The following is a 24,454-nucleotide window of genomic DNA, read 5'->3' on the forward strand; positions in this document are numbered from 1 at the left end:
AGGTCCCGACCCCCCGGCCGCGCGCCCCCACTATTCCGCCTAGTACCGGACATAACGCCTGTGCGTCATGTCACCGGCCTCCGAGATCCACAACCTCCGCGATGTGACCGGCACTACGCTGCGGCGCATGGATCCCGCGGTCATAGGCGCCCGACTCGCCTCGGGCGTCGCAGCCCCCTTGATCAAGAAACTGTTCGTACGGGAGGGGCCGGGCGCGGGGCTGCTGGACAAGCCGGTGCGCCTTGCGGGCCTGGTCTCCTTCCGGGGCGAGAAGCGAACCCTGACGGAGAAGGACCTCACCGCGCTGGCCGGGGACCTGGTCCACCAGGCGTTACGCACGGGCGAGCGGCCGATCGCCGCCGAGGAGCGTCAGGCAGTCACGGACGCCCTGGCCCGCACGCTGCACGCGCTGGGAGACCTGTCCCTGAGCGACGTAGAGGCGGTCGAACTGGGCCACACCGCTTTGGCCGCCAGGCTCCGGTCCGCGTCCGGCTCCCCGTCCCGCGACCTCTCGGCGGACGCGACGTACTTCTACGACCGCCTCCTCGACACGACGTGCCTGCACATCCTGCAGTTCTTCACGCAGCGATCGGCCTTCGTGGCCCGCACCCTGGTGGAGCAGAGCCGCAAGCAGGCCGAGCTGATCGCCAAGGTGGACGCACTCATCGCCCGGAGCCCGCTGCCGGGGGCGCAGGACGTGGCTTTCGAGCAGCGGTATCTGGCGTACGTGGCGAAGAAGTACAGCCGCCTCACGATCTACGGCATCGACCTCGCCGAGTGCCGCGACTGGCCCCTGGACACCGCCTATCTGAGCCTCCACGCATCCCGCAGCGCGGACCGCCTGCCCGCCCCCGAGGGCACCTACGCAACAGGGAGCCCAGAGGGGATGCCCCTGCCCGGCACTCGGGCCCTCTCCCCCGTCGAGGGAGTGTTCGCGGAGGCCGAGCGAGTCCTGCTGCGCGGCTCCGCCGGTTCCGGCAAGACCACCCTCGTGCAGTGGCTCGCGGTCACCACCGCCCGCCAGGACCGGCTCACGGACGACCTCGCCCACCTCATCGGACGCGTGCCCTACGTCCTCCCCCTGCGCACCCTCACGCGCGGCGGCGCTTGCCTGCCCACTCCCGCTGACTTCCTCGCCGCGGTCGGCAATCCACTCGCCGGTGCCCAGCCCGCCGCCTGGACGGACCGCGTCCTGTCCGCCGGCCGCGGCCTCGTACTGATCGACGGCATCGACGAGGTCCCCGAGGAGGAACGCGAACGCACCCGGCGCTGGCTCTCCGACCTCCTCACCGCCTACCCCGGCAACCTCTGGCTGGTCACGTCACGCCCTTCGGCCGTACGCGAGGAGTGGCTCGGCAGCGAGGACTTCACCGACCTCGCGCTCTCCACCATGAGCCGCGAGAACATCACGACCTTCATCCGCCGCTGGCACGAGGCCGCCGGAGCGGACGCGGCCATGGGCGAGAAGCTCCTGGACGCCGTACGCACCAAACAGGACCTCGGCCGCCTGGCCACGAACCCTTTGATGTGCGCCCTGATCTGCGCCCTGCACCGCGAGCGCCGCGGCTTCCTCCCGCGCGGCAGGAAGGCGCTCTACGACGCGGCGCTCTCCATGCTCCTGGAACGCCGGGACCGCGAACGCGACATGGCCGTCGAGCTGGACGAGGAGTCCCAGGTCGAGCTGCTCCAGAAGCTCGCGTACTGGCTCATCCGCAACGGCCGCGCGGAGATGGACCACGCGGACGCCGTGCACCAGATCGAGCGGCTGCTCCCGTCCATGCCGTACGTGGCCGAACAGGGCGGGGCCGAGGACATCCTGCGCCACCTGCTCGTACGGTCGGGGCTGCTGCGCGAACCGGGCCCGGGAGCGGTGGACTTCGTGCACCGCACCTTCCAGGACTACCTCGGCGCGCGGGCGGCGGTGGAGGAACGCGACTTCGATCTCCTGCTCCGGCACGCGCATCTCGACCAGTGGGAGGACGTCGTACGCATGGCGGTCGCGCACGCCCGCCCGGACGAGCGGGTGGGCCTGCTGCGGGGCGTCATGAAGCGCGGCGACGAGGAGCCGGAGCACCGCGTACGACTGCATCTGCTGGCGATGGCCTGCCTGGAACACGCGGCGAAACTGGACCCCGGGGTGCGGGGGGAGGTGGAGCGGCGGGCGGGGGAGCTGATTCCGCCGCGGAGTTATCCGGAGGCCCGGAAGCTGGCGGAACTCGGACCGATTGTCTTGGAGTTGCTGCCAGGGCCGGAGGGCGCGCCGGAGGAAATGGAAGCCGCCTACGTGGTCAGTACGGCGGCGGAGATCGGCGGGGACGCGGCGCTGCCTTGCCTGGTGAAGTACAGGGATCACGAGAGCACGACCGTCCGGTCGCAGCTCGGGGCTCACTGGAACCGGTTCGATACGGAGACCTACGGCCGGGAGATCATCAGTCATCTCCGCTCCACGACCACCACGACGATCACCGTCCATTCCACGGCCGAACTCTCCGCGCTGTGCGGCATGGGTGGCCACGGACGAGTCGATCTCATGGGCGATTTCACGGCAGGCCAGATCACGAAAGCCCTGAGTGAGAGCCGACTGGATAGCCTCACGCTCACCGACAATGCCGTGATCGACAACTTGGACTTCGTCGGCCGATTCAGGGACCTGCGCTTCCTCAGTCTGAGATCCTGCTCCGGCATCGACTCCCTCGCTCCGGTAGCAGGCCTGCACCTGAACTATCTGGTGCTCTTCGAGCTCCCGCTGCTGCAAGATCTCAGCCCCCTGCGGGAGTTCGACCAGCTCAGGATGGTCAGCGCACGGTCGGAATACACGTGGCCGGTCCTCGATCTCATACCGCGCGAAGCCCCACTGGAGTGCGTCTTCCCGCCCAAGAACACCATCGGCCTCACCGGCCTCAGAGACTTCAAGGCGTCGCTGACCCAACTGGGCCTGGAGCTGGAAGCCCCGATCTCCGAAGAGGACTGGCGGGCGGTCGCGGACCTGAATCACTTGGCCTATCTGAGTCTGAGCGCGCGGGAGCTGGCAGGCCTCGCGGCCACCGGAGTGCGGCTGGAAGAGGTGAGCCAGCTCTCGGTCATGGCCCGCCGCGCCGAGTGCGACCTGCGGGACGCGGTCGCGGCGTTCCCCTCGATGACCCACCTGCACCTGTACGAGCCGCCGCGGACGCTCGACCTCACTCCACTACGTGCGCACGCTCGTCTTGAGCGGGTGACGGTGGCGCAGGCGCAGGCGCTTGACGCGCTCGACGCCACCCAACTGCCCGACTCCGTGGCGCTGACGGTCGACGGGCGCTCCGTCGCCCCGTCCTTCCCTCGCCCCGTGGCCCCGCCGGATGATCACCGATTGAGCTGAAACCACACGCCTTTACCGCTCCCGGTGGGAGTCATGCCGCAGACGTCCGACAGCGCGGTCACGAGAAACAGCCCCCGCCCGCCTTCGTCCTCGGCGGGAGCTCGCCGCGGCGAGGGCAGCTGGGGGCTCCCGTCGTACACGGCGACGCGTACGTGCGTCGTGGCGACCGCCGCTCTCAAGTGCACGTCGCCACCCTTCGTGTGCTGGTGGACGTTGGTCACCAGCTCCGAGGTGCAGAGCGCGGCGGTTTCGGCGAGGTGATCGAGCCCCAGGGTGATCAGCGCGTTGCGTACGAAGTCGCGGCAGATCTTCGGGGAGCTGGCGTTGGCCGGGGAGAACAAGGTGTAGGTCTGCGGGAGTTCGGGTCCGGGTCCGCATACGGAGTCTCCGGAGTCATGCATGGTTACGCCCATTGAGACGCCTCCAAGGCGCGGAGTTTCGCTGTGACGGTGATTCGCCTGCTGCCCTGCTGATCGCCCGGCCGCAGTGGCCTACTGCCCCTCGCGAACAAGTCGCCGTCCGGCACGGCGAGTTGGATCGGGCAGTGCGCTTCTGCGGTCAGGCAGGGTGTGCTGCGTCGACAGCGAGGCTTCCACCATCAGCGTGTGAGCGTCGCCGCACTTAAAGTAGCGAATGTAGGCTCAGATCTGCAACCAAATCAGGGCAGTTGCTAGACCCCGCCCAACCAGTAGCGGCAAACTGTGGCCAGACCACCAGGAAGGCCCGCATGGCGCTGCGCACTCACATCACGGAACGGCAGAAGAGACTCGGTTCCGAGCTCCGCAAACTACGTGAGTCGGCAGGGCTGTCAGTGAACGCCGCCAGCGCCCAGATCGGGATGGGCGCGGCACACCTCAGCCACATCGAAGCCGCTCGGACAGCGATCGCCGCCGATCGCCTCACTGCGCTTCTGCGCACATACAACGTCAGATCTGAGCCCTACTCGGAGGCACTCGCAGCGCTGTCGGAGAGTGACGGCAAAGGCTGGTGGACCGAGTTCCGCAAGGCCCTCCCCCAACACAACCTTGACCTGGCCGAGTTGGAGTTTCGCGCGGCGGGCATCCAGAGCTACGAGACTCTCCTCATCCCTGGGCTGCTCCAGACCGAGGCCTACATGCGAGCCCTCTTCTACAGCTCCCGTCCGGGCGCCTCCCCCGCAGAGATCGAGACGCTCGTCAGCTACCGCCGCGCCCGCCAGCAAATCCTGGCGGACGACTCCTCCACCACCCTCCACGCGGTCATCCATGAAGCCGCCCTGCGCATTACCGTTGGCGGCCCGGCGGTCATGCGGGGCCAACTGTCTCACCTGGTACGTGCTGCTCAGCGTCCCCGCACGACCATCCAGGTTCTGCCGTTCGACGCAGGGGCCCGCGCCTGGTTCGGTACCCCTCTCCTGATCCTCGGCTCAGAGGTACCGGGACTGGAGACGGTCTTCCTGGAACACCCCGCCGAGCCTCTCCTGCTGGGTGACGGCGAGTCCATCGCCCGATACCGAAGCACCTTCGACTCCCTCAAGCGCAACTCGCTCCCGCCAGTAACGGACGATGGCCCACCAGGAAGTCACGAGCAACGGGACTCCTGGGGGCTCATCCATCACGTCCTCTACACCTTCTAGGAAGAGACCATGAATCCGCCGCTCACCTGGCAGAAGTCCTCCTTCAGCGACGGCGCGGGGGCCAACTGCGTCTACGTCGCCGCAGCTCGAAACGCTGGCACCATCCACCTCCGCGAGAGCGACGCCCCGGAGGCGAGCCTCGCCACGACACCCGCTGCCTTCGCCGCGCTGATACGCTCCCTCGCGCGAAAGTAGGCCACCCCCCGACCTATTGGCCCCCTAACGTCGGCCGCTCCTCCCCCGCAACAACGGAGAACCCAAGGAGCAGCCGACGATGAGCCAAGTCACCACCCCCCAACCCCACGGCACCCCCACCTGGATCGACCTCCGCGTGACCGAGTTCGAGCGGGCCCTGGAGTTCTACGGCGCCCTCTTCGGCTGGGAGTACGCCGAAGAACCCCGGCCCGCGCAAGGCGGACGCAGCGCAACCTGCCTCCTGCGCGGCGAGCCCGTAGCGTCGATCACGCAGGCCCCGGCCACCGAAAAAGGCCCCGGCTGGACCATGTACTTCGCCACCCCGGACTGCGACGGCACCGCAAAACGCATCGCCGAGGCGGGCGGAACCCTGCTCGAAGGCCCGGCGGACATCACCGCTCAAGGCGCCCGCCAGCTCATCGCGGAGGACTCCGTGGGCGCCCGTTTCGGCCTCTGGGAAGCCCGCCCGCACATCGGATGCCGCCTGGTGAACGAGCCGGGCTCGCTGGTGCGCAACGACCTCATGACCCCGGCCCCCGAGCAGGCCCGCGCCTTCTACAGCACGGTGTTCGACTACACCCTGGACCTCAACGACGTCATGCCGGACGCGGACTTCACCTTCCTGCGCCGCCCGGACGGCCACGAGATCGGCGGCATCTTCGGAGTGCCGGGAGACCCCGCGTCCGCCCTCACCCCATCCTCATGGGCCACCACCTTCGAAGTGGCCGACACCGACGCGGTAGCGGCGCAAGCCACCGCCTCCGGCGGCACGCCCACCACCCCGGAGGACATCCCGTACGGCCGCATCGCCACGATCACCGACCCCGCCGGCAACGAGTTCTCCGTCATCACGAGGCTCTGAGCCGGCCCGCATCGAATAGTGCAACAAGCCGTTGCACAATCGCCCCGTCGGCACGTCGTGGCGGCCGCCTGTGAACGACACGGCAACCGGGGCCGCCACGGAATACCCCGCACCGACCCTCAGGTTCCCTCACCATGACGACAGACAACACCCCCGCCCCCTTCGACCCCCACGCCCTCCTAGAGCAGAGCGACCTCGGCGTGCTGGCGACCATCAAGGCCGGCGGGATGCCGCAGCTTTCGCCCGTGATGCCCTCCTACGACCGGCCCGCGGGCCTCATCCGCGTATCGACCACCGCAAAGACCGCCAAGTTCGTGAACCTGCGTCGCGACCCCCGTGCCGCCCTTGAGGTGACCAGTGCCGACGGGCGGGCCTGGGCCACCGCCGAGGGGGCCGTCACGCTCGTCGGACCCGGCAGCGACCCGGACGGACCCGAGGTGCAGGCCCTGGTCGACTACTACCGTGCCGCCGCCGGGGAGCACCCGGACTGGGACGAGTACCGCCGGGTCATGGTCTCCGACCACAGGGTGCTGATCACACTGACGGTCGACAAGGTGTACGGCACCAGGCTCGACTGACGACCAGGCGTGCCCACCCCTCGCCCCGCCGCCCGGTCCTCGCCCCACGGTCCCACCCTCACCCCACCGCCCGGGCCGAACCCCGCATCAATACCCCTACGGGGGTACCAGTTCGCCCTCAACTACCGCCGATCTAGCGCCCCTTCACCTACCCTCGACCCATGGTCGAAGCCACCACGCTAGGCGCCCGCATCGCGTCCGGCGTCGTCCTGCCGCTCGTCAAGAAGCTCTTCGTCGCGGATCAGCCCGGCGCGGCTCTGGTGGACAAGCCCGTACGCATCGCCTCGCTCGTCTCGTTCAGCGGCGAGAAGCGCGGTGTCACGCCGAAGGACGTCGAGAAGGTCGCCGACGAGCTGGTGCGCAGGGCGCTCAAGGCCGCCGGGCCGATCGAGCAGCCCATCGAGCCGGGTGAGGCCCTCGCCGTCAGGAACGCCCTCTCCCATACGCTCGGCATCCTCGGCACCCTCACGATCGAGGACTGCGACGCCGTCGCGCTTGGCCCCGAGGCGTTCGCGGGGCAGCTCCGCGCCCGTACGCCCCTGTCCGCGTTCGGTCTCACCCGCGACGCCGAGCTCTTCTACGACCAGCTCCTGCACACCGCCTGCCTCCACATCCTCAACTTCTTCTCCCGGCGCTCGACCTTCATCGCGCGTCAACAGCTCGTGCAGACGCAGCAGTTGGCCCGCGTCGTACAGACCATCGACATCCTTCTGCAGCGCCTGCCCTCGCAGTCGTCCGAAGACGCCGCCTTCGAATCCCGCTACGCCGCCCACATCGCGGAGCGCCACGGGACTCTTACGATCTACGGGCTGGACGCCGGTACGGGTGAGTGGCCGCTCGACACCGCCTACCTCAGCCTGGAGGCGACCCGCGAGCGTGCCGGGCACGGAGGCAGCGGGCTTCCCGTCCCCGCCGAGCAGGTTCTCGCCCAGCACGACCAGGTTCTGCTCCGGGGCGTCGCCGGGTCCGGGAAGACCACCCTGGTCCAGTGGCTCGCGGTGACGGCGGCGAGCCGGACGTACGAGCACGGGCTCTCGCACCTCATCGGGCGCGTGCCCTTCGTCCTGCCGATGCGGCGGATTCTGCGGCCGGGGGCGGAGCTGCCCATTCCGGGGAACTTCCTGACGGCCGTCGCCTGCCCGATCGCGGGCGAGCAGCCCGCGGGCTGGGTCGAACGCGTCCTGCGCGCCCGGCGCGGCGTACTCCTCGTCGACGGCATAGACGAGATCGCCGGAGACCGGCGGGAATCCGCCCGGCGATGGCTGCGCGAGCTGGCGCGGACCTTCCCGGGGAATCTGTGGCTCGTCACCTCGCGGCCGTCGGCGGTCCCCGAGCAGTGGCTGACCGCCGCCGGCTTCAACGAACTCACCCTCTCGCCGATGTCGCGGCACGACGTCGCCACGTTCGTACGCCGCTGGCATCGCGCCGCCGGGGCCGACGAGAGCACCGGCGTCTCCCTGCTTCAGTCCGTACGGACCACGACCGAGCTGAACCGCCTCGCCACCAACCCCCTGATGTGCGGCATGCTCTGCGCCCTCCACCGGGACAGGAACGGCTTCCTTCCCCAGGACCGCAAGTCTCTGTACGAGGCCGCTCTCTCCATGCTGCTCGAACGGCGGGACCGGGAGCGGGGCCTCGATGATCCCGGCGGCGTGCGTATCCCGTACGCCACCCAGATCCAGCTGCTGCAACGGCTCGCGTGGTGGCTCATCCGCAACGGGCGCTCGGAGATGGACCGCTCGGACGCGCTGCACATCATCACGCAGGCGCTCCCCTCGCTGAATCTCAGCAGCAGCGCGGAGGAGGTATACACCTCGCTGCTGCTGCGCTCAGGGCTGTTGCGCGAGCCGGCGGACGGTCACGTGGACTTCCTGCACCGCACGTTCCAGGACTATCTCGGCTCGCGTCTCGCCGTACAGGAACTGGACTTCGACCTCCTCCTGAACAACGCGGACAAGGACCAGTGGGAGGACGTCGTCCTCCTCGCCATCGCCCACGCCCGGCCCAAGGAGGCCGAGCGGATGCTGCGGCGGCTCGTGGAGCAGGGCACCCCGCGCGGCAAGCTCCTCGCCGCCGCCGGGATGCCGTACGCGGCGGAGGTGGCGCCCGCGATCCGTTCGTTCGTGGAGGTCGGGGTGCGGCTGCTCGTGCCGCCGGGCTCCGGCGCGGAGGCCGAGGAGCTGGCCAGGGCCGGCGGCGAGCTGGTGCTCTCGCTCCTTCCGCCCGCCGCGGACCTCGACGACTTCGCGGCACGCCATGTGGTGCGCACGGCCAGCGAGCTGGGCAGCGAAACCGCGCTGCACTTCCTCACCCAGTTCCGCGAGCACCCCAGCATGGACGTCCAGCGGACCCTCGCCGCGGCCTGGCCGCGCTTCGACCGGGAGCTCTACGCCCGCGAGATACTCGCGCACCTGCCGCGCCAGGCCAGGGTCACCGTCCGCGACACCGATGACCTGCACGCCCTGCGGTCCATCGGCGGCTGGGCGGACATCCAGGTCGTCGGCGCCTACCGCGTCGAGGACCTGACCGAACTGATCGTGCGCGACCAGCTCACCCGGCTCGGTCTGGAGGCGTCCCACCCCGTCGAAGGACTGGCCTGGCTGTCGGTCTTCCCGAACCTCAAACGGGTCCATGTGGCCTCCGAGGTGAGCGAGGCCGTGGCCCAGCAGGCGCCGGACCGGATAGAACTCATCACCCCTCCACCGTGGCGGAGTTGACTGACCTTGACTCCCCATGACACGCGAATTCCCACCCGCAGGGACCCTCTATGCCCATGGAGCCCGTTGTCCGCATCCCCTCGCCCATCGCCGCACCGCTGGTACAACGGCTCATCCGGCTGCCTCCCCCGCTGCCGCCCGCGAAGCCCGAGCTGCTGATCGCGGGGCTCACCACCTGGCGCGGCGCGGACGCCCCGTCGACGCCCGACGACGTGCATCGCACGGCGGCGGATTTCGTGCACGTCGCGGCAGAGGCACACGCCGCCCCGACGACCGAACTGGGCGCCGTGGTCGACGTGCTGACGCGCACGCTGCTCGCCATCGGGGAACTGGACCTGACGGACGTGGACGCCGTACTCCTGGGGCCGCAGGACTACGCACGGCGCCTGCGGGGCGCCGTACAGGGCGCGGACCGTGCCCTGTCCCCCAACGCGGCGTGGTTCCACGACGAACTGCTCGTGGCGGTGTGCCTGCACCTCCTGTACCACTTCGTCCGGCGCTCGCCGCACATCCAGCGCCACATGGCCGAGAGGGCGAGCCGTATCCGCCAGCTCATCGACCTGAACGACGCCGAGGCCGCCGCCCGTCAGCCCGAACGCTCCAAGGAGGACCAGGACTTCGAGTCCCTGTACGCCGAAGAGGTCGAACGTCAGCACGGCTGGCTCACCATCGTCGGCGTGGACCTCGCCAACGCACCGGACCGCTGGCCCCTGTCGGACACCTACCTCAGCCTGGAGGCCGAGGAGAGCAGCGGCAGCGGCGTACCGGGCGAGCCGCGTACCGTGCTGCTCGCCGACCGGGTCCTGGAGGGCCCCGAGCGGGTACTCCTTCGCGGTGTCGCGGGCTCGGGCAAGACGACCCTCATCCAGTGGCTCGCCGTGGCCGCGGCGCGCGAGGGCACCCGCGTGCCCTTCGTCCTGCCCGTACGCCGCTTCGCCCGCGAGGGCTTCCCCGCCCCGGACGACTTCCTGCACGCCATCCGCCACCCGCTGGCCGACCAGGCGCCGGAGGGCTGGGTCGTCCGCACGCTCCTCGCGGGCCGGGCCATGCTCCTGGTCGACGGCATCGACGAGGCCCCGGAGGGGACCCGCGCCGAACTGCGCAAGCAGCTGCGCCGCCTCCTGCGCATCTTCTCCGGCAACGGCTGTCTGGTCACCTCGCGCCCCTCCGCCGTCGAGGACGGCTGGCTCGCCCAGGAACGCCTCGCCGAGGAGGGCTTCAAGGAGCTTTCCCTCAGGCCGATGTCACGCGACCAGGTCACGCGCTTCATCCACGACTGGCACGCGGCGGCGATGAGCGACGAGCAGTGCAAGGAGCAGGCGGAACGCGACAAGCTGAAGGAGTACGAGCAGCGCCTCCTGCACTCCGTGCGGATCTACCGCGAGCTGCGCCAGCTCGCCACCAACCCCCTGATGTGCGGCCTGATATGCGCACTCAACCGTGACCGCTCCGGCTCGCTCCCCAAAGGCCGCAAGGAGCTGTACGACGCGGCCCTGGAGATGCTCCTCCAGCGCCGCGACCCCGAGCGCGACGTGCTGTACGCCGATGACGTGCGGCTCCAGCAGGGCCCGCGGGAGCTGCTCCTTCGCAAGCTGGCCCACGCGATGGTCGAGGAGGGCGTCTCCGAGCTGCCGCGGCAGCGTGTGATCTCCATCCTGGACGGCGCGCTGCCCGCCATTCCCTCCGCTCGCGCCGAGGGCGACGGCGAGAAGATCTTCCATCATCTGCTGCAGCGCACGGGTCTGCTGCGCCAGCAGTCCGGCGGCCTCTCGGTGGACTTCATCCACCGCACGTTCCAGGACTATCTGGCCGCCAAGGAGATAGTGGCCCGCGGAAAGCTGCGCACGCTCGTCGAGCACGCGCACCGTGCCGAGTGGGAGGAGGTCATCCGCATGGCCGCCGCCCACGCACGCCCCGAGGAGTGCGCCGACTTCCTGGAGCGGCTGCTCGCCGCCGCCCCGAACCTCCGCCGCCCGCACGTGAACCACCGGCGCCTGATGGCCGCGGCCTGCCTGGAGCACGTCACCGAGCTCGACCCGGAGGTGCAGCAGCTCGTCCATCGGCGTACGAAGAACCTCGTGCGCCCCACGACGGAGCTGGCCGCCCGCAGCCTCGGCTGGGTCGGCCCCATCGTCCTGGAACAGCTGCCGGACCCCGAGCAAGTGCCCGACGACCAGCAGGCGCTCCTCCTGGCGATCACGGCGACCCGCGTCCAGGACGACGCCGCCATCGACTACCTCGCCCGCATGCGCGACCGCAAGTCGCTGTCCATCCGGATGGAACTGGCCCGTCCGTGGCGGCACTTCGACACGGAGCGGTACGCGCGCGAGATCATCGCCCATCTCGACCCGATCGGCCTGTACTACCCCGTGGCGGACACCGCCGAGCTCGCGGCGCTGCGGCAGCTCGGCGGGCGGCCGTGGATCCAGCTCGTCGGCGTCATGCCCACCGAGGAGCTCCTGGACGGCCTGGAGCTCGAACAGCTGACCCACCTGTGGGTCACCGCCGAGCTGGCCGACACGGACATGTCCTGGCTCTCCCGCTTCCCGAACCTGAGCGTGCTGCGAGTAAACCCCCGCCTCCCCCGCGTACGAAACGTCCCGGAGGGAGTCACGATCACGTCGTAGCGCCCCGTAAGGGGGGCGCGCGGAGAAGCGCCCCGCAAGGGGCGCGGGGAACTGCGCGACCAGCCACAGGGCACCCGCAGCCAAAACGCAAAGCAAAAGGGGGCTGCCCCGGACCGTAAGAAACGATCCGGGGCAGCCCCTAGGAGCCCGTCAGGCAGGCCGCAGGCCTACGCCTCCTTGCTCAGGTTAGGCCCGGCGCCGCCGGCCGCCTGCTCGATCGGCGGAACATCCGGAAGCGCCGCCTTCTCCTCGCCGCGGAAGGTGAACTTGGCTTCGTCGCCCTCACCCTCCGTGCCGACGACCACGATGTGGCCGGGGCGGAGCTCGCCGAAGAGGATCTTCTCCGACAGGATGTCCTCGACCTCGCGCTGGATCGTCCGGCGCAGCGGCCGGGCGCCCATCACCGGGTCGTAACCCTTCTTGGCCAGGAGCTTCTTCGCGTCACCGCTGAGCTCGATGCCCATGTCGCGGTCCTTAAGACGCTCGTCCACCTTGGCGATCATGAGGTCGACGATCTCGATGATGTCTTCCTCGGTGAGCTGGTGGAAGACCACCGTGTCGTCGACACGGTTCAGGAACTCCGGGCGGAAGTGCTGCTTCAGCTCGTCGTTGACCTTGGTCTTCATGCGCTCGTAGTTCGTCTTGACGTCACCCGACGCGGCGAATCCGAGGTTGAAGCCCTTGGAGATGTCACGCGTGCCGAGGTTGGTCGTCATGATGATGACCGTGTTCTTGAAGTCCACGACCCGGCCCTGGGAGTCGGTCAGACGACCGTCCTCCAGGATCTGCAACAGCGAGTTGAAGATATCCGGGTGGGCCTTCTCGACCTCGTCGAAGAGAACGACCGAGAACGGCTTGCGGCGGACCTTCTCCGTCAGCTGACCGCCCTCTTCGTAACCGACATATCCGGGCGGCGAACCGAAGAGACGCGAGACCGTGTGCTTCTCGCTGAACTCCGACATGTCGAGAGAGATCAGGGCGTCCTCGTCGCCGAAGAGGAATTCGGCGAGCGTCTTGGAAAGCTCCGTCTTACCGACACCGGACGGGCCGGCGAAGATGAACGAACCACCGGGACGCTTCGGGTCCTTCAGACCCGCACGCGTACGGCGAATCGCCTGCGAAAGCGCCTTGATGGCGTCCTTCTGGCCGATGACCCGCTTGTGGAGCTCGTCCTCCATGCGCAGCAGACGCGAGGACTCCTCCTCGGTCAGCTTGAAGACCGGAATGCCCGTCGCCGTGGCGAGGACCTCGGCGATGAGCTCGCCGTCGACCTCGGCGACGACGTCCATGTCGCCGGCCTTCCATTCCTTCTCGCGCTTGGCCTTCGCCGCGAGCAGCTGCTTCTCCTTGTCGCGGAGAGAGGCGGCCTTCTCGAAGTCCTGCGAGTCGATCGCGGACTCCTTGTCCCGGCGGACGTTCGCGATCTTCTCGTCGAACTCGCGGAGGTCCGGCGGCGCGGTCATCCGGCGGATGCGCATGCGCGAGCCGGCCTCGTCGATGAGGTCGATCGCCTTGTCCGGCAGGAAGCGGTCCGAGATGTACCGGTCGGCCAGGGTGGCGGCCTGGACCAGCGCCTCGTCCGTGATGGAGACCCGGTGGTGGGCCTCGTAACGGTCGCGCAGACCCTTGAGGATCTCGATGGTGTGCGGCAGGGACGGCTCCGCGACCTGGATGGGCTGGAAGCGGCGCTCGAGGGCCGCGTCCTTCTCCAGGTGCTTGCGGTACTCGTCCAGCGTCGTGGCACCGATGGTCTGCAGCTCGCCTCGCGCCAGCATCGGCTTGAGGATCGAGGCGGCATCGATCGCACCCTCGGCGGCTCCGGCACCCACCAGGGTGTGGAGCTCGTCGATGAACAGGATGATGTCGCCGCGGGTGCGGATCTCCTTGAGGACCTTCTTCAGGCGCTCCTCGAAGTCACCGCGGTAGCGCGAACCGGCGACGAGCGCGCCCAGGTCCAGGGTGTAGAGGTGCTTGTCCTTGAGGGTCTCGGGCACCTCGCCCTTGACGATGGCCTGCGCCAGGCCCTCGACGACGGCGGTCTTGCCGACGCCGGGCTCGCCGATGAGCACGGGGTTGTTCTTCGTACGGCGGGACAGCACCTGCATGACCCGCTCGATCTCCTTCTCGCGCCCGATGACCGGGTCGAGCTTGGACTCACGAGCGGCCTGGGTGAGGTTCCGGCCGAACTGGTCGAGCACCAGGGACGTGGAAGGCGTGCCCTCCGCAGGACCGCCGGCGGTGGCGGTCTCCTTGCCCTGGTATCCGGAGAGCAGCTGGATGACCTGCTGCCGCACCCGGTTGAGATCGGCGCCCAGCTTCACGAGGACCTGGGCGGCGACGCCCTCGCCCTCGCGGATCAGGCCGAGCAGGATGTGCTCCGTGCCGATGTAGTTGTGGCCCAGCTGAAGGGCCTCGCGGAGCGAAAGCTCCAGGACCTTCTTGGCACGGGGGGTGAAGGGGATGTGCCCGGACGGGGCCTGCTGGCCCTGGCCGATGATCTCCTCCACCTGCTGGCGGACCGCCTCGAGCGAAATCCCGAGGCTCTCCAGGGCCTTAGCGGCGACACCCTCGCCCTCGTGGATCAAGCCCAGGAGGATGTGCTCGGTGCCGATGTAGTTGTGGTTGAGCATCCGGGCTTCTTCCTGAGCCAGGACGACAACCCGCCGCGCGCGGTCGGTGAACCTCTCGAACATCGTTAATCGCTCCTCAGAGCGGTCAGGCAGTAAGGGGGCTGTCCCCTCCCTGTCCTTCCGCAGCTTAGTCCCGCAAGCGGGGACCGCTCATTCCAACTGCCGACACCCGGCCGAGAACAAGAGGTGCCTCCTGACCCCGAACGCCGACAACTGCTCCAACCCGATGGTGCGAGACGATGTTCCCGCAGGCCAAGCACTTACCCTCACCACAGCTACGCCGATGGCGAACGTGAGACGGCCTCGCGCGTGTGTCGCCCCTCCCCACTAGGGATGTCTTACCCGTAAGGACTGACACTCCATGCGGCGCGCGCCGGTTCCCTCCGCTACGGGCGAACAGCCTTGCGCCGCCGAACACGCCATCACGCCCCTTTTTCGGCCACGGTGCGCATTCCCGGAAACACCCTGCGTAACCCTGCGGGCTTCCGGCCGGTTGCTCCTGGCATGGCCATCACCGTTCCCCCGCCCCGCGCACCGGCCGAGCAGAGCGACCCGGTGCGGCAGTGGTACGCGAACGAACTCGGCTGGGCGACCGCCGAACGCCGTCCGGGACTGCCGGTGCAGCTCCTGACGGGGCTCCGCTTCGATGTACTGCAGCTGCCCGCCGAAGCCGGTTTCGCCGCCCTGCGGCACGTCGGGCCGAAGGCTCCGGTGGCTCTGCGGGGCGATTCGATGCGGCTCTTCGTGGCCGCGGGAAGCGCCGACGAGCTGCCGGGGCTCCTGGACTGGCTGGAGTGGGGCGGCATCCCGCTGGATCTCACGGCCGTCGGGGCGGGCGGACTGACCGACGCGCCCACGCCTCCGGGGTGGTCCGGCTCGCAGGGGGCCGCCGTATGGCTGCGACCCCCGGAGCCCGGGTGCGAGGTGGAGCCGACGCTGCCGGCACTGCCGTCCCTGTCGTGCGTGGGGGGTGGCACCGCGCCGCACAGCGATCCCGCCGTGGGCTCCGGTCTCGTACGACTCGTGGACACGGCGGCGACGCAATGCCACCGGGTCCGGCTGCGACGAACCCGTCGTCAGCCGTTGGCCTTCTCGTAGGCCTCGCGAATGGACGCCGGGACGCGGCCGCGGTCGTTGACCTCGAAACCGTTCTCCTTCGCCCAGGCGCGGATCGCCGCGGTGTCCTGACCGCCGCCGGAAGCGGAAGCACGAGCTTTGGCGCGCCCGGCCGAACCACGGCCACCGGTGCGACGACCGCCCTTGAGGTACGGCTCAAGAAGACCACGGAGCTTGTCCGCGTTCGACGTGGTGAGGTCGATCTCGTAGGACTTGCCGTCCAGCGCAAACGTCACGGTCTCGTCTGCCTCGCCACCGTCGAGGTCATCGACAAGAAGGACCTGAACCTTCTGTGCCACCGGATTTCCTTTCATCGATAACTTAGGGCCGGATCGCACGACGCGAGCCGCAGAATCGCCGCCCCCTGTTATATGCAGTACTGCAGTACGTCGGAAAGCAAACCGCTTTTGCTGGGAAAACACAAACCCCCGGGAGAGACCGGACGCCCCGGGAACCCGGGAAACGTGCGCGTTTCGGACATAGGGAACCCGGGCAGCGGGCAGACCGGAATACCGGCGTCGATCACAGATGCAGAAGCATCCGGCTGTTGCCCAAGGTGTTCGGTTTCACTCGTTCGAGGCCCAGGAACTCCGCGACGCCCTCGTCTTTGGAACGCAGCAGCTCGCTGTAGACATCTCCGTCGACAGGTGTCTCACCGATCTCCACGAAGCCGTGGTTCGCGAAGAACTCGACTTCGAAGGTGAGACAGAAAACCCGCCGGACACCGAGCCAGCGTGCAGTCTGCAACAACTTCCCCAGTAGTTGGTGTCCCACTCCGGCGCCCCTGACATCGGGGTTCACCGCGAGAGTGCGCACTTCCGCGAGGTCTTCCCACATCACGTGCAGGGCCCCGCAGCCGACGACCTCGGCGTTGTCGTCGCGTTCGGCCACCCAGAACTCCTGGATGGACTCGTAAAGAGCCACCGTCGCTTTGTCGAGCAGGATCCCCTGACGGGCGTAGGAGTCGAGGAGGTTGCGTACGACCGGCACATCGGCGGTGCGCGCCCGGCGTACGGAGACTGCTTTAGCGCTGAGTTCAGGGGGTTCTGCTGGCATGACCGGACGCTATCTCTCTGCTTCGGGCTCCGCCGCGCCGGGGTTCTCCGGTGCTTGAGTGGTGGAGTCTTCAGAGAGGGGGACTTGAGCGGCCGGGCCGATGATGCGCATCGCGTCACTGAGCGCTTCGCGCTGTTCCGCCGACATCATCCCGAAGAACGCGACGAGAGCGGCGGCAGGGTTGTCACTGCGCGACCATGCTTCGTTCATCAGTGCGGCGGCGTAGGCGGCCCGAGTGGAGACCGCCTCATATCGATAGGCGCGGCCTTCCGCTTCACGGCGGACCCAGCCCTTCTGATGAAGATTGTCCAAAACGGTCATGACGGTGGTGTACGCGATGGACCGTTCCTGCTGAAGGTCTTCCAGGACTTCTCGAACGGTGACGGGGCGGTTCCACTTCCACACCCGTGTCATGACTGAGTCTTCGAGTTCTCCCAAGGGGCGAGGCACACCAGAACAATAGTGGGAGAAGTCACTAATGACATGACGGACGTGGCGGAGCTGCCATTTCCGCAACAAAAAGGGCGTACGACTCGGAATGTGAGCGAGTCGTACGCCAAGGGTGTGCGGGTGGTGACGTCAGGTCACCGGGGGTCCGGGCGGACCGGTCAGGCCTTGGGCGTCTGCTGGGCGCCTTCGGCACGGGAGATCACGGCGTCCACGGCCGCGTCCTCCTTGGCCTTGTTGGCGCCGCCCTGGGTCTTCACGATCGTCACGATGAGACCGCCGAAGAACACGGCCATCACTACGGGGGGCAGGAGCGCGGAGACGTATTCCATGCCCCCCAGAGTAGCTAGCCCGCGGCGAGCTGGTGCGGCGGGTCCGACGGGCGGCGCTTGGGCGGGAAGACCTCGGCCGGGGTCGGCACGGGGCGCGGCTGTTCGGGCGCGGCCGGTTTCTGCGGCGGGGCGCTCGGCGTCTTGGGTCCGGGCGGCGTCCGGTCGTCCGCCCCGTCCCGGCCGCCGGGGATGGCGAGCAGGCGCGTGCGCGAGGCGGGGACGAGGGGGCGGGGCGCCGGGACGGTCGGATGGGAGCGGCCCGCGAGGCGGGCGCGTACCGCCTGTTCGGCGACGATCCGGCAGCGGTCGAGGAGTGCCTCGGCAACCGGGTTGCCGCGCAGGGCGCGCAGCGCGGCGAGGTCGTCGGCGCCGGGCTGGTAGCCGCCGGCGAGGACGTCGCCCAGGAGTGCGAGGTAGCCGGTCGCGGTGCCGGGCAGGGCCGCGCGGTAGCGGGCGAGGTCGGCCAGCAGGAAGGCGCGGAGCCTGGCGCCCTCGCGCACCGCCTCGTCGACGGCGTCGGCGAGGCGGAGGCAGTCCTGGACGTCCTCGTCGGAGACGGGGCTGGGATGCAGGGCGACGGCCAGAGCGCGGCGGAGCACACGCAGCTCCTCCGCACCGAAGGCCATGCCGCCGCGAGAACCGTATGGCGTGGGCATGAGCCGACAATACGTGTTAAACGGACAAAATCCGCTTAACGGAAGTCTGTGGCGTGGCTGCTCGCTCCGGCCGCCGGCCCGGCCGCTGCCCCGGCCGCTCTCCCCCGCCGCCGCTTCACTCCGAGCGGCGGCGGATCATCGCGAAGACGACCGCGCCGACCCCGAGAGCACCGGCCGCGGCGGCGGCGATCCAGGGCAGCACGCCCGCACCGGTGTCCGCGATGGTGCCGTCGCGGGCGGGTTGGTCCTCGTCCGCACCGGACGACGGCGATGTGCTGGAAGTGGCGGAGGTGGCAGGCGCGGTGGGGGCGGTGGGCGTCACGGTCGCGTCGGGCCCGCCGGCGGCGCCGCCCGCGCGGGGGTGCGCGGCGGGGGACACCGCGTGCGAGTCCCCGGCGTACGGCACCCCCCGCACCTCCCCGGCGTACCGCATCGCGTGCGCCGTGCCGCCGCTTCCGGGGTGGGCGGCCGGGATCGCCGCCGCGGCCGGTCCGGTGAGTCCGGCCAGCACCCCGGCCGCCACTGTCGCGACCAGTCTTCCCCTACGCCTCATGTGCTCCACGCCCACTCGAACCTGCTCAAGTCCCGCCCCTGCGCTGACTCTTGTATGGGGCGCGGGGTCGTGTGCGCAAGCCCCGCTTATGAGCCGCCGGTTATGAGACGCCGACCACGGGGGTATTGGGCCGGAATGCTCAACTCCGGGCGATGTTGCGTTCGTATACCAGGCGCAGGCCGATGAGGGTCAGCCACGGCTCGTGCTCGTCGATGACCGTGGCCTCGCCGAGCACCATGGGCGCGAGGCCGCCGGTCGCGATGACCGTCACGTCGTCGGGATCGCCGCCGGGGCCCGCCAGTTCGCGGGCCATGCGCTGCACGACGCCGTCGACCTGGCCCGCGAAGCCGTACAGGATGCCCGACTGCATGGCCTCCACGGTGTTCTTGCCGATGACGCTGCGCGGCCGGGCCAGTTCGATCTTGCGGAGCTGCGCGCCCCGTACGCCGAGGGCCTCCACGGAGATCTCGATGCCGGGGGCGATGACGCCGCCGGTGTACTCCCCGCGCGCGGAGACCGCGTCGAACGTCGTCGCCGTGCCGAAGTCGACGACGACGGCGGGGCCGCCGTAGAGCTCGACGGCCGCGACCGCGTTGATGATGCGGTCGGCGCCGACCTCCTTGGGGTTGTCCATGAGGATCGGGACACCGGTCTTGATGCCGGGCTCCACGAGGACGGCGGGCACGTCTCCGTAGTAGCGGCGGGTGACCTCGCGCAGTTCGTGCAGGACGGAGGGGACCGTCGAGCAGATGGCGATGCCGTCGATGCCGTCGCCGAGCTCCTCGCCGAGCAGCGGGTGCATGCCCATCAGGCCGTTCAGGAGCACGGCGAGTTCGTCGGCGGTGCGGCGGGCGTCGGTGGAGATGCGCCAGTGCTCGACGATCTCTTCGCCGTCGAAGAGGCCGAGGACGGTGTGGGTGTTTCCGACGTCGATGGTCAGCAGCATGTCGTCGTCACTCCGCCCCATCGGAAAGCGCGCGAAGCGCTTCCTTGGAAGGGTGGTGGCGGGAGACGGGCGGGCGAAGGTCGAGGCCGATGTCGAGGATCGGCGAGGAGTGGGTGAGGGCGCCCACCGCGAGGTAGTCGACGCCCGTCTCGGCGTACGCCCGGGCGTTCTCCAGGGTGAGGCGGCCCGAGGACTCCAGGATCGCGCGGCCGTTCACGAGGGCCACGGCCTCCTCGGTCTCGCCGGGCGTGAAGTTGTCCAGGAGGATCAGGTCGGCGCCCGCGTCCACGACCTCGCGCAGCTGGTGCAGGGTGTCGACCTCGACCTCCACGGCCAGGTCGGGGAAGGCCGCGCGCACGGCCTTGAAGGCCTGCTCCACGCCTCCGGCGGCCACCACGTGGTTGTCCTTGACCAGGGCCGCGTCGGAGAGCGACATGCGGTGGTTGACGCCGCCGCCCATCCGCACCGCGTACTTCTCCAGGGCGCGGAGCCCGGCCGTGGTCTTGCGGGTGTCGCGGACCTCGGCCTTGGTGCCTTCCAGTGCGTCGGCCCACGCGCGCGTGGCCGTCGCCACGCCGGAGAGCCGGCACAGGAGGTTGAGCGCGCTGCGCTCGGCGGTGAGCAGGTCGCGGGTGCGGGTGGTGACGCTGAGCAGCTTGGCGCCCGCCTCGACCCGGTCGCCGTCCTCCACGTGCCGCTCGACCTCGAAGGTGTCCGTGCAGACGAGGGAGATGACGGCTTCGGCGATGCGCAGGCCCGCGACCGTGCCCGCCTCACGCGCGGTGAAGTCGCCGGTCGCGACGGCCTCTTCGGGGATCGTGGCGACGGAGGTGACGTCCACCCCGCCGGCCAGGTCCTCCTCGATCGCCATGTGCGCGATGTCCTCGACCTGCACGGGGTCCAGGCCCGCGTCGGTCAGGAGCTGCGCGAGAGCGGGGTCGAGGCCGCACTCCAGGGGGTCGTACGCGTCGTCCGAGCCGCAGCCGCAGGCGTCGCCGCAGCCACCGCCCGCGGGGGCGAGAGGGAGGTCGTCGGGGGTGCTCACGGTCACTTCTCCTGGGGACTGGGGCTGGGACTGATGCTGGGGCTGGAGCTGGGACGGGTGCCGGGACTCGGGTCGGTCGGCGGGAAGTCGGGGGTTTCTGTCGTGTGCACGGCCAGGGTCCGGTCCGCGTTCAGCCGTACGACGATGTGGCGGCGCCAGGCCTCGTCGTCGCGGTCGGGCCGGTCCTCGCGCCAGTGGCAGCCGCGGGTCTCCTCGCGGCGCTGGGCGGCGGCCACCAGGACGCGGGCGACGCACAGGAGGTTGGTGGTCTCCCAGGTGTCCACGCCGGGCTCGGCCGTCTTGCCGTCCTCGGCGAGCGCGCCCGCGGCCTCGGCGTGGATACGGGCGAGCCGGGCGGCGGCCTCGGCGAGGGAGTCGGCGGACCTGAGCACTCCGGCGCCGTCGGTCATCACGCGCTGGATGGCGAAGCGGGCCTCGGGGGGCAGCAGGGGGTGCGCGGGCGCCGTGTGGTCGGGCGCCGGTGCCGGCACGGGGACGGGAACTGCCGCGTAGAGGCCGGGGAGGGCCTTCTCCGCGTGCTGTGCCGCGATGTCCTCGGCGATGCGCTCGGCGTAGACAAGGCCCTCCAGGAGGGAGTTCGACGCGAGGCGGTTCGCGCCGTGCACGCCGGTGCAGGCGACCTCGCCGCAGGCGTACAGGCCGGGGACCGTGGTGCGGCCGTGCGGGTCGGTGCGGACGCCGCCGGAGGCGTAGTGCGCGGCCGGGGCTACGGGGATGGGCTCGGTCACCGGGTCGATGCCGTGGGTGCGGCAGGCGGCGAGGATGGTGGGGAAGCGGTTCTCCCACATCTCGGCGCCGAAGTGCCGGGCGTCCAGGTACATGTGCTCGGCGCCCTTCTCCTGCATGCGCCGGGTGATGCCCTTGGCGACGATGTCGCGCGGGGCGAGCTCCGCGAGCTCGTGCTGTCCGACCATGAAGCGCACGCCGTCCGCGTCCACGAGGTGGGCTCCCTCGCCGCGCACCGCCTCGGAGACCAGCGGCTGCTGGCCCTCGGCGTCGGCGCCCAGGAAGAGCACGGTGGGGTGGAACTGCACGAACTCCAGGTCGCTCACCTCGGCGCCCGCGCGCAGGGCGAGCGCGACGCCGTCGCCCGTCGACACGGACGGGTTCGTGGTGGCCGAGAAGACCTGGCCCATGCCGCCGGTGGCGAGGACGACCGCGGGGGCGTGGACCGCGCCCACGCCGTCGTGCTGGCCCTCTCCCATGACGTGCAGGGAGACTCCGGCGGTGCGGCCTTCGGCATCGGTGAGCAGGTCCAGTACGAGGGCGTTCTCCACGGTCGGTATGGACCGCGCCCGTACCGCTTCGACCAGGGCGCGGGAGATCTCCGCGCCGGTCGCGTCGCCGCCCGCGTGCGCGATGCGGCGGCGGTGGTGGCCGCCCTCGCGGGTCAGCTCGATGGAGCCCTCGGGGCCGGTGTCGAAGTGGGCGCCGGTCTCGATGAGGCGGTGCACGGCGTCGGGGCCCTCGGTGACCAGGGTGCGCACCGCGGCCTCGTCGCACAGTCCCGCGCCCGCCACGAGGGTGTCGTCCAGGTGCTGTTCGGGGGTGTCGCCCTCGCCGAGTGCCGCGGCGATGCCGCCCTGGGCCCAGCGCGTGGAGCCGTCGTCCAGGCGGGCCTTGGTGACCACGACGGTCTTCAGTCCCGCCGCCGAGCAGCGCAGGGCCGCGGTCAGTCCGGCCACTCCGGAGCCGACGACGACGACGTCGGCTGCCAGGGACCAGCCCGGCGCGGGGGCGTGCAGCCGTATTCCGGTGGCGCTCATGGGGTGGCTCCGAACGTGAGCGGGATGTTGTCGATCAGCCGGGTCGTACCGACCCTGGCCGCCACGGCGAGGACCGCCTCACCGGTGTGGCCCGGCCGTACGTCCGTGAAGTCGGCCGGGTCGACGAGGGCCAGATAGTCGAGGACCAGCGGGGTCTTGCGGCGGGCCGCCTGGTCGAGGACCTGCCGCGCGGCGGCACGGACGGCGGCGGGGCCGCCGGGCACGGACGGCGTGACGGACTGGGCGAGCGCGTGGGTGTCGGCGGCGGCGCGGGACTCCCCCAGGGCGTTCAGGGCGTCGGCGCGCGCGTGCGTGACGGGGGCGAGCGCCGCGCGCGCGTGCAGGGCCTCCTGGGCGGCGTGCCGGTCGCGGCCGGCGAAGAGGGCCCGGGAGAGCGCGAGCGCGGTGCGGCGTTCGTCCGCCGACAGGTAGCGGTTGCGGCTGGAGAGGGCGAGGCCGTCGTCCTCGCGCACGGTGGGTACGCCGACGATCTCGACGCCGAAGTTCAGGTCGCGCACCATGCGGCGGATGAGGGCGAGCTGCTGGGCGTCCTTCTGTCCGTACAGCGCCACGTCGGGCCGCGTGAGGTGCAGCAGCTTGGCGACGACCGTGAGCATGCCGTCGAAGTGGCCGGGGCGCGTGGCCCCTTCGAGGAGTGCGCCCATGGGACCCGCGCTGATGCGGACCTGCGGTTCGCCTCCCGGATAGACCTCGTCGACGGAGGGAGCGAACACGAAGTCCGTGCCTTCCTGTTCGGCGATCTTGACGTCGGCATCCAGGGTGCGGGGATAGCGGTCGAGGTCCTCGCCCGCGCCGAACTGGAGGGGGTTCACGAAGACCGTGACCACGACTTCGCCCTCGTCGCCCGCGATCCGGCGCGCGGTGCGGATCAGGGTGGCGTGGCCCTCGTGCAGGGCGCCCATGGTCATGACGACGACACGGCGGCCGGCACGCGCGCGCGTGCGCAGGGGTTCGGCGGTGTGTACGAGGCGGGTCATCGCGTCCCTCCCCCGGTGCCGCCGGACGGGCTCCCGCCGTTGGCGAGGACTCCCAGGAGATCCTCGGCGAGCTCGGGCTTGAGCAGGCCGTGGGCGAGCGCGCGGTCGGCGGTCGCGCGGGCCATCGCCAGATATCCGGCGACGGTCTGCGGCGCGTGCTTGCGCAGCTCGGCGACGTGCGCGGCGACGGTGCCCGCGTCCCCGCGCGCGACGGGGCCGGTGAGGGCCGCGTCGCCGGAGCGCAGGGCGTTGTCCAGGGCGGCGCCGAGCAGCGGGCCGAGCATCCGGTCGGGGGCGCTCACGCCCGCGTCCCGGAGCAGGTCCATGGACTCGGCGACCAGCGTGACCAGGTGGTTCGCGCCGAGTGCGAGCGCCGCGTGATAGAGCGGCCTGGCCTCCTCGGCGATCCACTCGGGCTCGCCGCCCATCTCGATGACCAGGGCCTCCGCGGCCAGGCGCAGCTCTTCGGGGGCGGTGACGCCGAAGGAGCAGCCCGCGAGGCGCTGTACGTCCACGGGGGTGCCGGTGAACGTCATGGCGGGGTGCAGCGCGAGCGGCAGGGCGCCGGCTCGCAGGGCGGGTTCGAGCACCTTTGTGCCGTACCGCCCCGATGTGTGCACGAGGAGCTGGCCGGGGCGGACCGCTCCGGTCTCGGCGAGGCCCTCGACGAGGCCCGGCAGGGCGTCGTCCGGCACGGTCAGGAGGACCAGGTCGGCGCGCTCCATGACGTCGGCGGGGGTGACGAGGGGGACGTCGGGCAGCAGGGCCGCCGCGCGCCGTACGGAGGCGTCGGAGACTCCCGACGCGGCGACCGGGCGGTGCCCGGCGAGCTGGAGTGCCGCGGCGAGCGCGGGGCCTACCCGGCCCGCTCCCACGACACCCACCGTGAGCCTCGCGGGACGGTCCCGCGGGTCTGGCTGATGAGGTGCGTTCACG

At 70.3% G+C, this 24,454-nt stretch carries 21 protein-coding genes; 8 read left to right on the forward strand and 13 right to left on the reverse strand.

The features are described from left to right. Positions 1-127 precede the first annotated feature (127 nt). On the forward strand, positions 128-3,358 hold the full coding sequence (locus IE226_RS26735; protein ID WP_190083946.1) for an NACHT domain-containing protein: 3,231 nt from the start codon (positions 128-130) through the stop codon (positions 3,356-3,358). On the opposite strand, the gene IE226_RS26740 is transcribed toward IE226_RS26735, so the two are convergent. Then, positions 3,343-3,759, reverse strand: a complete 417-nt coding sequence (locus IE226_RS26740) for an ATP-binding protein (RefSeq protein ID WP_190083947.1) — start codon at positions 3,757-3,759, stop codon at positions 3,343-3,345. The genes IE226_RS26735 and IE226_RS26740 overlap by 16 nt on opposite strands. Before the next feature lie 326 nt (positions 3,760-4,085). Here IE226_RS26740 and IE226_RS26745 point away from each other — a divergent pair, with 326 nt between their 5' ends. From IE226_RS26745 to IE226_RS26770, 6 genes are all read left to right on the forward strand, one after another. After that, positions 4,086-4,973 carry a helix-turn-helix domain-containing protein gene (locus IE226_RS26745; protein WP_190083948.1) on the forward strand — a complete coding sequence of 296 codons (888 nt, stop codon included), beginning with the start codon at positions 4,086-4,088 and terminating at the stop codon, positions 4,971-4,973. 9 nt (positions 4,974-4,982) lie between these two features. Further along, positions 4,983-5,168 carry a DUF397 domain-containing protein gene (locus IE226_RS26750; RefSeq protein WP_190083949.1) on the forward strand — a complete coding sequence of 62 codons (186 nt, stop codon included), beginning with the start codon at positions 4,983-4,985 and terminating at the stop codon, positions 5,166-5,168. A gap of 79 nt (positions 5,169-5,247) precedes the next feature. Next, a complete protein-coding gene (locus IE226_RS26755; protein WP_190083950.1) occupies positions 5,248-6,030 on the forward strand; it encodes a VOC family protein in 783 nt (260 codons plus the stop codon). A gap of 134 nt (positions 6,031-6,164) precedes the next feature. Beyond that, positions 6,165-6,608, forward strand: a complete 444-nt coding sequence (locus IE226_RS26760) for a PPOX class F420-dependent oxidoreductase (protein WP_190083951.1) — start codon at positions 6,165-6,167, stop codon at positions 6,606-6,608. Between the two features lie 161 nt (positions 6,609-6,769). After that, positions 6,770-9,325 carry an NACHT domain-containing protein gene (locus tag IE226_RS26765; protein ID WP_190083952.1) on the forward strand — a complete coding sequence of 852 codons (2,556 nt, stop codon included), beginning with the start codon at positions 6,770-6,772 and terminating at the stop codon, positions 9,323-9,325. Between the two features lie 56 nt (positions 9,326-9,381). Then, positions 9,382-11,952 carry an NACHT domain-containing protein gene (locus IE226_RS26770; RefSeq protein WP_190083953.1) on the forward strand — a complete coding sequence of 857 codons (2,571 nt, stop codon included), beginning with the start codon at positions 9,382-9,384 and terminating at the stop codon, positions 11,950-11,952. 167 nt (positions 11,953-12,119) lie between these two features. Here the strand turns inward: IE226_RS26770 and IE226_RS26775 are convergent, their stop codons facing one another. Next, positions 12,120-14,645, reverse strand: a complete 2,526-nt coding sequence (locus IE226_RS26775; RefSeq protein ID WP_190083954.1) for an ATP-dependent Clp protease ATP-binding subunit — start codon at positions 14,643-14,645, stop codon at positions 12,120-12,122. A 441-nt stretch (positions 14,646-15,086) separates the two neighbouring features. On the opposite strand from IE226_RS26775, the gene IE226_RS26780 reads away from it, so the two are divergent. Next, positions 15,087-15,680, forward strand: coding sequence for an SCO3374 family protein (locus IE226_RS26780; RefSeq protein ID WP_190083955.1), 594 nt, complete (start codon positions 15,087-15,089; stop codon positions 15,678-15,680). Here the strand turns inward: IE226_RS26780 and IE226_RS26785 are convergent. The 11 genes from IE226_RS26785 to IE226_RS26835 all read right to left on the reverse strand — a co-directional run bounded on the left by IE226_RS26785 (position 15,659) and on the right by IE226_RS26835 (position 24,453). Next, on the reverse strand, positions 15,659-15,997 hold the full coding sequence (locus IE226_RS26785; protein ID WP_190083956.1) for a histone-like nucleoid-structuring protein Lsr2: 339 nt from the start codon (positions 15,995-15,997) through the stop codon (positions 15,659-15,661). The two genes, IE226_RS26780 and IE226_RS26785, sit on opposite strands and share 22 nt — an antisense overlap. 223 nt (positions 15,998-16,220) lie before the next feature. Continuing rightward, positions 16,221-16,754, reverse strand: coding sequence for an amino-acid N-acetyltransferase (locus tag IE226_RS26790; RefSeq protein WP_190083957.1), 534 nt, complete (start codon positions 16,752-16,754; stop codon positions 16,221-16,223). A 9-nt stretch (positions 16,755-16,763) separates the two neighbouring features. Then, positions 16,764-17,204, reverse strand: a complete 441-nt coding sequence (locus tag IE226_RS26795) for a BlaI/MecI/CopY family transcriptional regulator (RefSeq protein ID WP_190083958.1) — start codon at positions 17,202-17,204, stop codon at positions 16,764-16,766. Positions 17,205-17,362: 158 nt separating this feature from the next. Further along, positions 17,363-17,533, reverse strand: a complete 171-nt coding sequence (locus IE226_RS26800) for a hypothetical protein (protein ID WP_190083959.1) — start codon at positions 17,531-17,533, stop codon at positions 17,363-17,365. A 14-nt stretch (positions 17,534-17,547) separates the two neighbouring features. Further along, complete coding sequence (locus tag IE226_RS26805) at positions 17,548-18,159, reverse strand: hypothetical protein (protein ID WP_190084140.1); 612 nt, start codon at positions 18,157-18,159, stop codon at positions 17,548-17,550. 145 nt (positions 18,160-18,304) lie between these two features. After that, positions 18,305-18,742, reverse strand: a complete 438-nt coding sequence (locus IE226_RS26810; protein ID WP_190083960.1) for a hypothetical protein — start codon at positions 18,740-18,742, stop codon at positions 18,305-18,307. A 139-nt stretch (positions 18,743-18,881) separates the two neighbouring features. Further along, on the reverse strand, positions 18,882-19,688 hold the full coding sequence (locus IE226_RS26815; RefSeq protein WP_190083961.1) for a type III pantothenate kinase: 807 nt from the start codon (positions 19,686-19,688) through the stop codon (positions 18,882-18,884). 7 nt (positions 19,689-19,695) lie between these two features. Next, positions 19,696-20,733, reverse strand: a complete 1,038-nt coding sequence (nadC, locus tag IE226_RS26820; RefSeq protein ID WP_190083962.1) for a carboxylating nicotinate-nucleotide diphosphorylase — start codon at positions 20,731-20,733, stop codon at positions 19,696-19,698. 2 nt (positions 20,734-20,735) lie between these two features. Continuing rightward, complete coding sequence (locus tag IE226_RS26825; protein WP_190083963.1) at positions 20,736-22,520, reverse strand: L-aspartate oxidase; 1,785 nt, start codon at positions 22,518-22,520, stop codon at positions 20,736-20,738. Continuing rightward, positions 22,517-23,518, reverse strand: coding sequence for a pantoate--beta-alanine ligase (gene panC / locus IE226_RS26830; RefSeq protein ID WP_190083964.1), 1,002 nt, complete (start codon positions 23,516-23,518; stop codon positions 22,517-22,519). Before panC ends, IE226_RS26825 begins: the two co-directional genes overlap by 4 nt. Further along, positions 23,515-24,453 (reverse strand): Rossmann-like and DUF2520 domain-containing protein, encoded by a 939-nt coding sequence (locus IE226_RS26835; protein WP_190083965.1) that lies wholly within the window; start codon positions 24,451-24,453, stop codon positions 23,515-23,517. Before IE226_RS26835 ends, panC begins: the two co-directional genes overlap by 4 nt. Position 24,454 lies beyond the last annotated feature (1 nt).

Source organism: Streptomyces longisporoflavus (assembly GCF_014649775.1).
Lineage (GTDB): Bacteria > Actinomycetota > Actinomycetes > Streptomycetales > Streptomycetaceae > Streptomyces > Streptomyces longisporoflavus.

Excerpts from the sequence above, each read along its gene's own strand:
- IE226_RS26775 (WP_190083954.1), bottom strand. The coding sequence starts at position 14,645 with ATGTTCGAGAGGTTCACCGACCGCGCGCGGCGGGTTGTCGTCCTGGCT.
- IE226_RS26780 (WP_190083955.1), top strand. The coding sequence starts at position 15,087 with ATGGCCATCACCGTTCCCCCGCCCCGCGCACCGGCCGAGCAGAGCGAC.
- IE226_RS26790 (WP_190083957.1), bottom strand. The coding sequence starts at position 16,754 with ATGCCAGCAGAACCCCCTGAACTCAGCGCTAAAGCAGTCTCCGTACGC.
- IE226_RS26765 (WP_190083952.1), top strand. The coding sequence starts at position 6,770 with ATGGTCGAAGCCACCACGCTAGGCGCCCGCATCGCGTCCGGCGTCGTC.
- IE226_RS26825 (WP_190083963.1), bottom strand. The coding sequence starts at position 22,520 with ATGAGCGCCACCGGAATACGGCTGCACGCCCCCGCGCCGGGCTGGTCC.
- IE226_RS26740 (WP_190083947.1), bottom strand. The coding sequence starts at position 3,759 with ATGCATGACTCCGGAGACTCCGTATGCGGACCCGGACCCGAACTCCCG.
- IE226_RS26760 (WP_190083951.1), top strand. The coding sequence starts at position 6,165 with ATGACGACAGACAACACCCCCGCCCCCTTCGACCCCCACGCCCTCCTA.
- IE226_RS26770 (WP_190083953.1), top strand. The coding sequence starts at position 9,382 with ATGGAGCCCGTTGTCCGCATCCCCTCGCCCATCGCCGCACCGCTGGTA.
- IE226_RS26815 (WP_190083961.1), bottom strand. The coding sequence starts at position 19,688 with ATGCTGCTGACCATCGACGTCGGAAACACCCACACCGTCCTCGGCCTC.
- IE226_RS26735 (WP_190083946.1), top strand. The coding sequence starts at position 128 with ATGGATCCCGCGGTCATAGGCGCCCGACTCGCCTCGGGCGTCGCAGCC.
- IE226_RS26750 (WP_190083949.1), top strand. The coding sequence starts at position 4,983 with ATGAATCCGCCGCTCACCTGGCAGAAGTCCTCCTTCAGCGACGGCGCG.
- IE226_RS26745 (WP_190083948.1), top strand. The coding sequence starts at position 4,086 with ATGGCGCTGCGCACTCACATCACGGAACGGCAGAAGAGACTCGGTTCC.
- IE226_RS26810 (WP_190083960.1), bottom strand. The coding sequence starts at position 18,742 with ATGAGGCGTAGGGGAAGACTGGTCGCGACAGTGGCGGCCGGGGTGCTG.
- IE226_RS26805 (WP_190084140.1), bottom strand. The coding sequence starts at position 18,159 with ATGGCCTTCGGTGCGGAGGAGCTGCGTGTGCTCCGCCGCGCTCTGGCC.
- IE226_RS26755 (WP_190083950.1), top strand. The coding sequence starts at position 5,248 with ATGAGCCAAGTCACCACCCCCCAACCCCACGGCACCCCCACCTGGATC.
- IE226_RS26800 (WP_190083959.1), bottom strand. The coding sequence starts at position 17,533 with ATGGAATACGTCTCCGCGCTCCTGCCCCCCGTAGTGATGGCCGTGTTC.
- panC (WP_190083964.1), bottom strand. The coding sequence starts at position 23,518 with ATGACCCGCCTCGTACACACCGCCGAACCCCTGCGCACGCGCGCGCGT.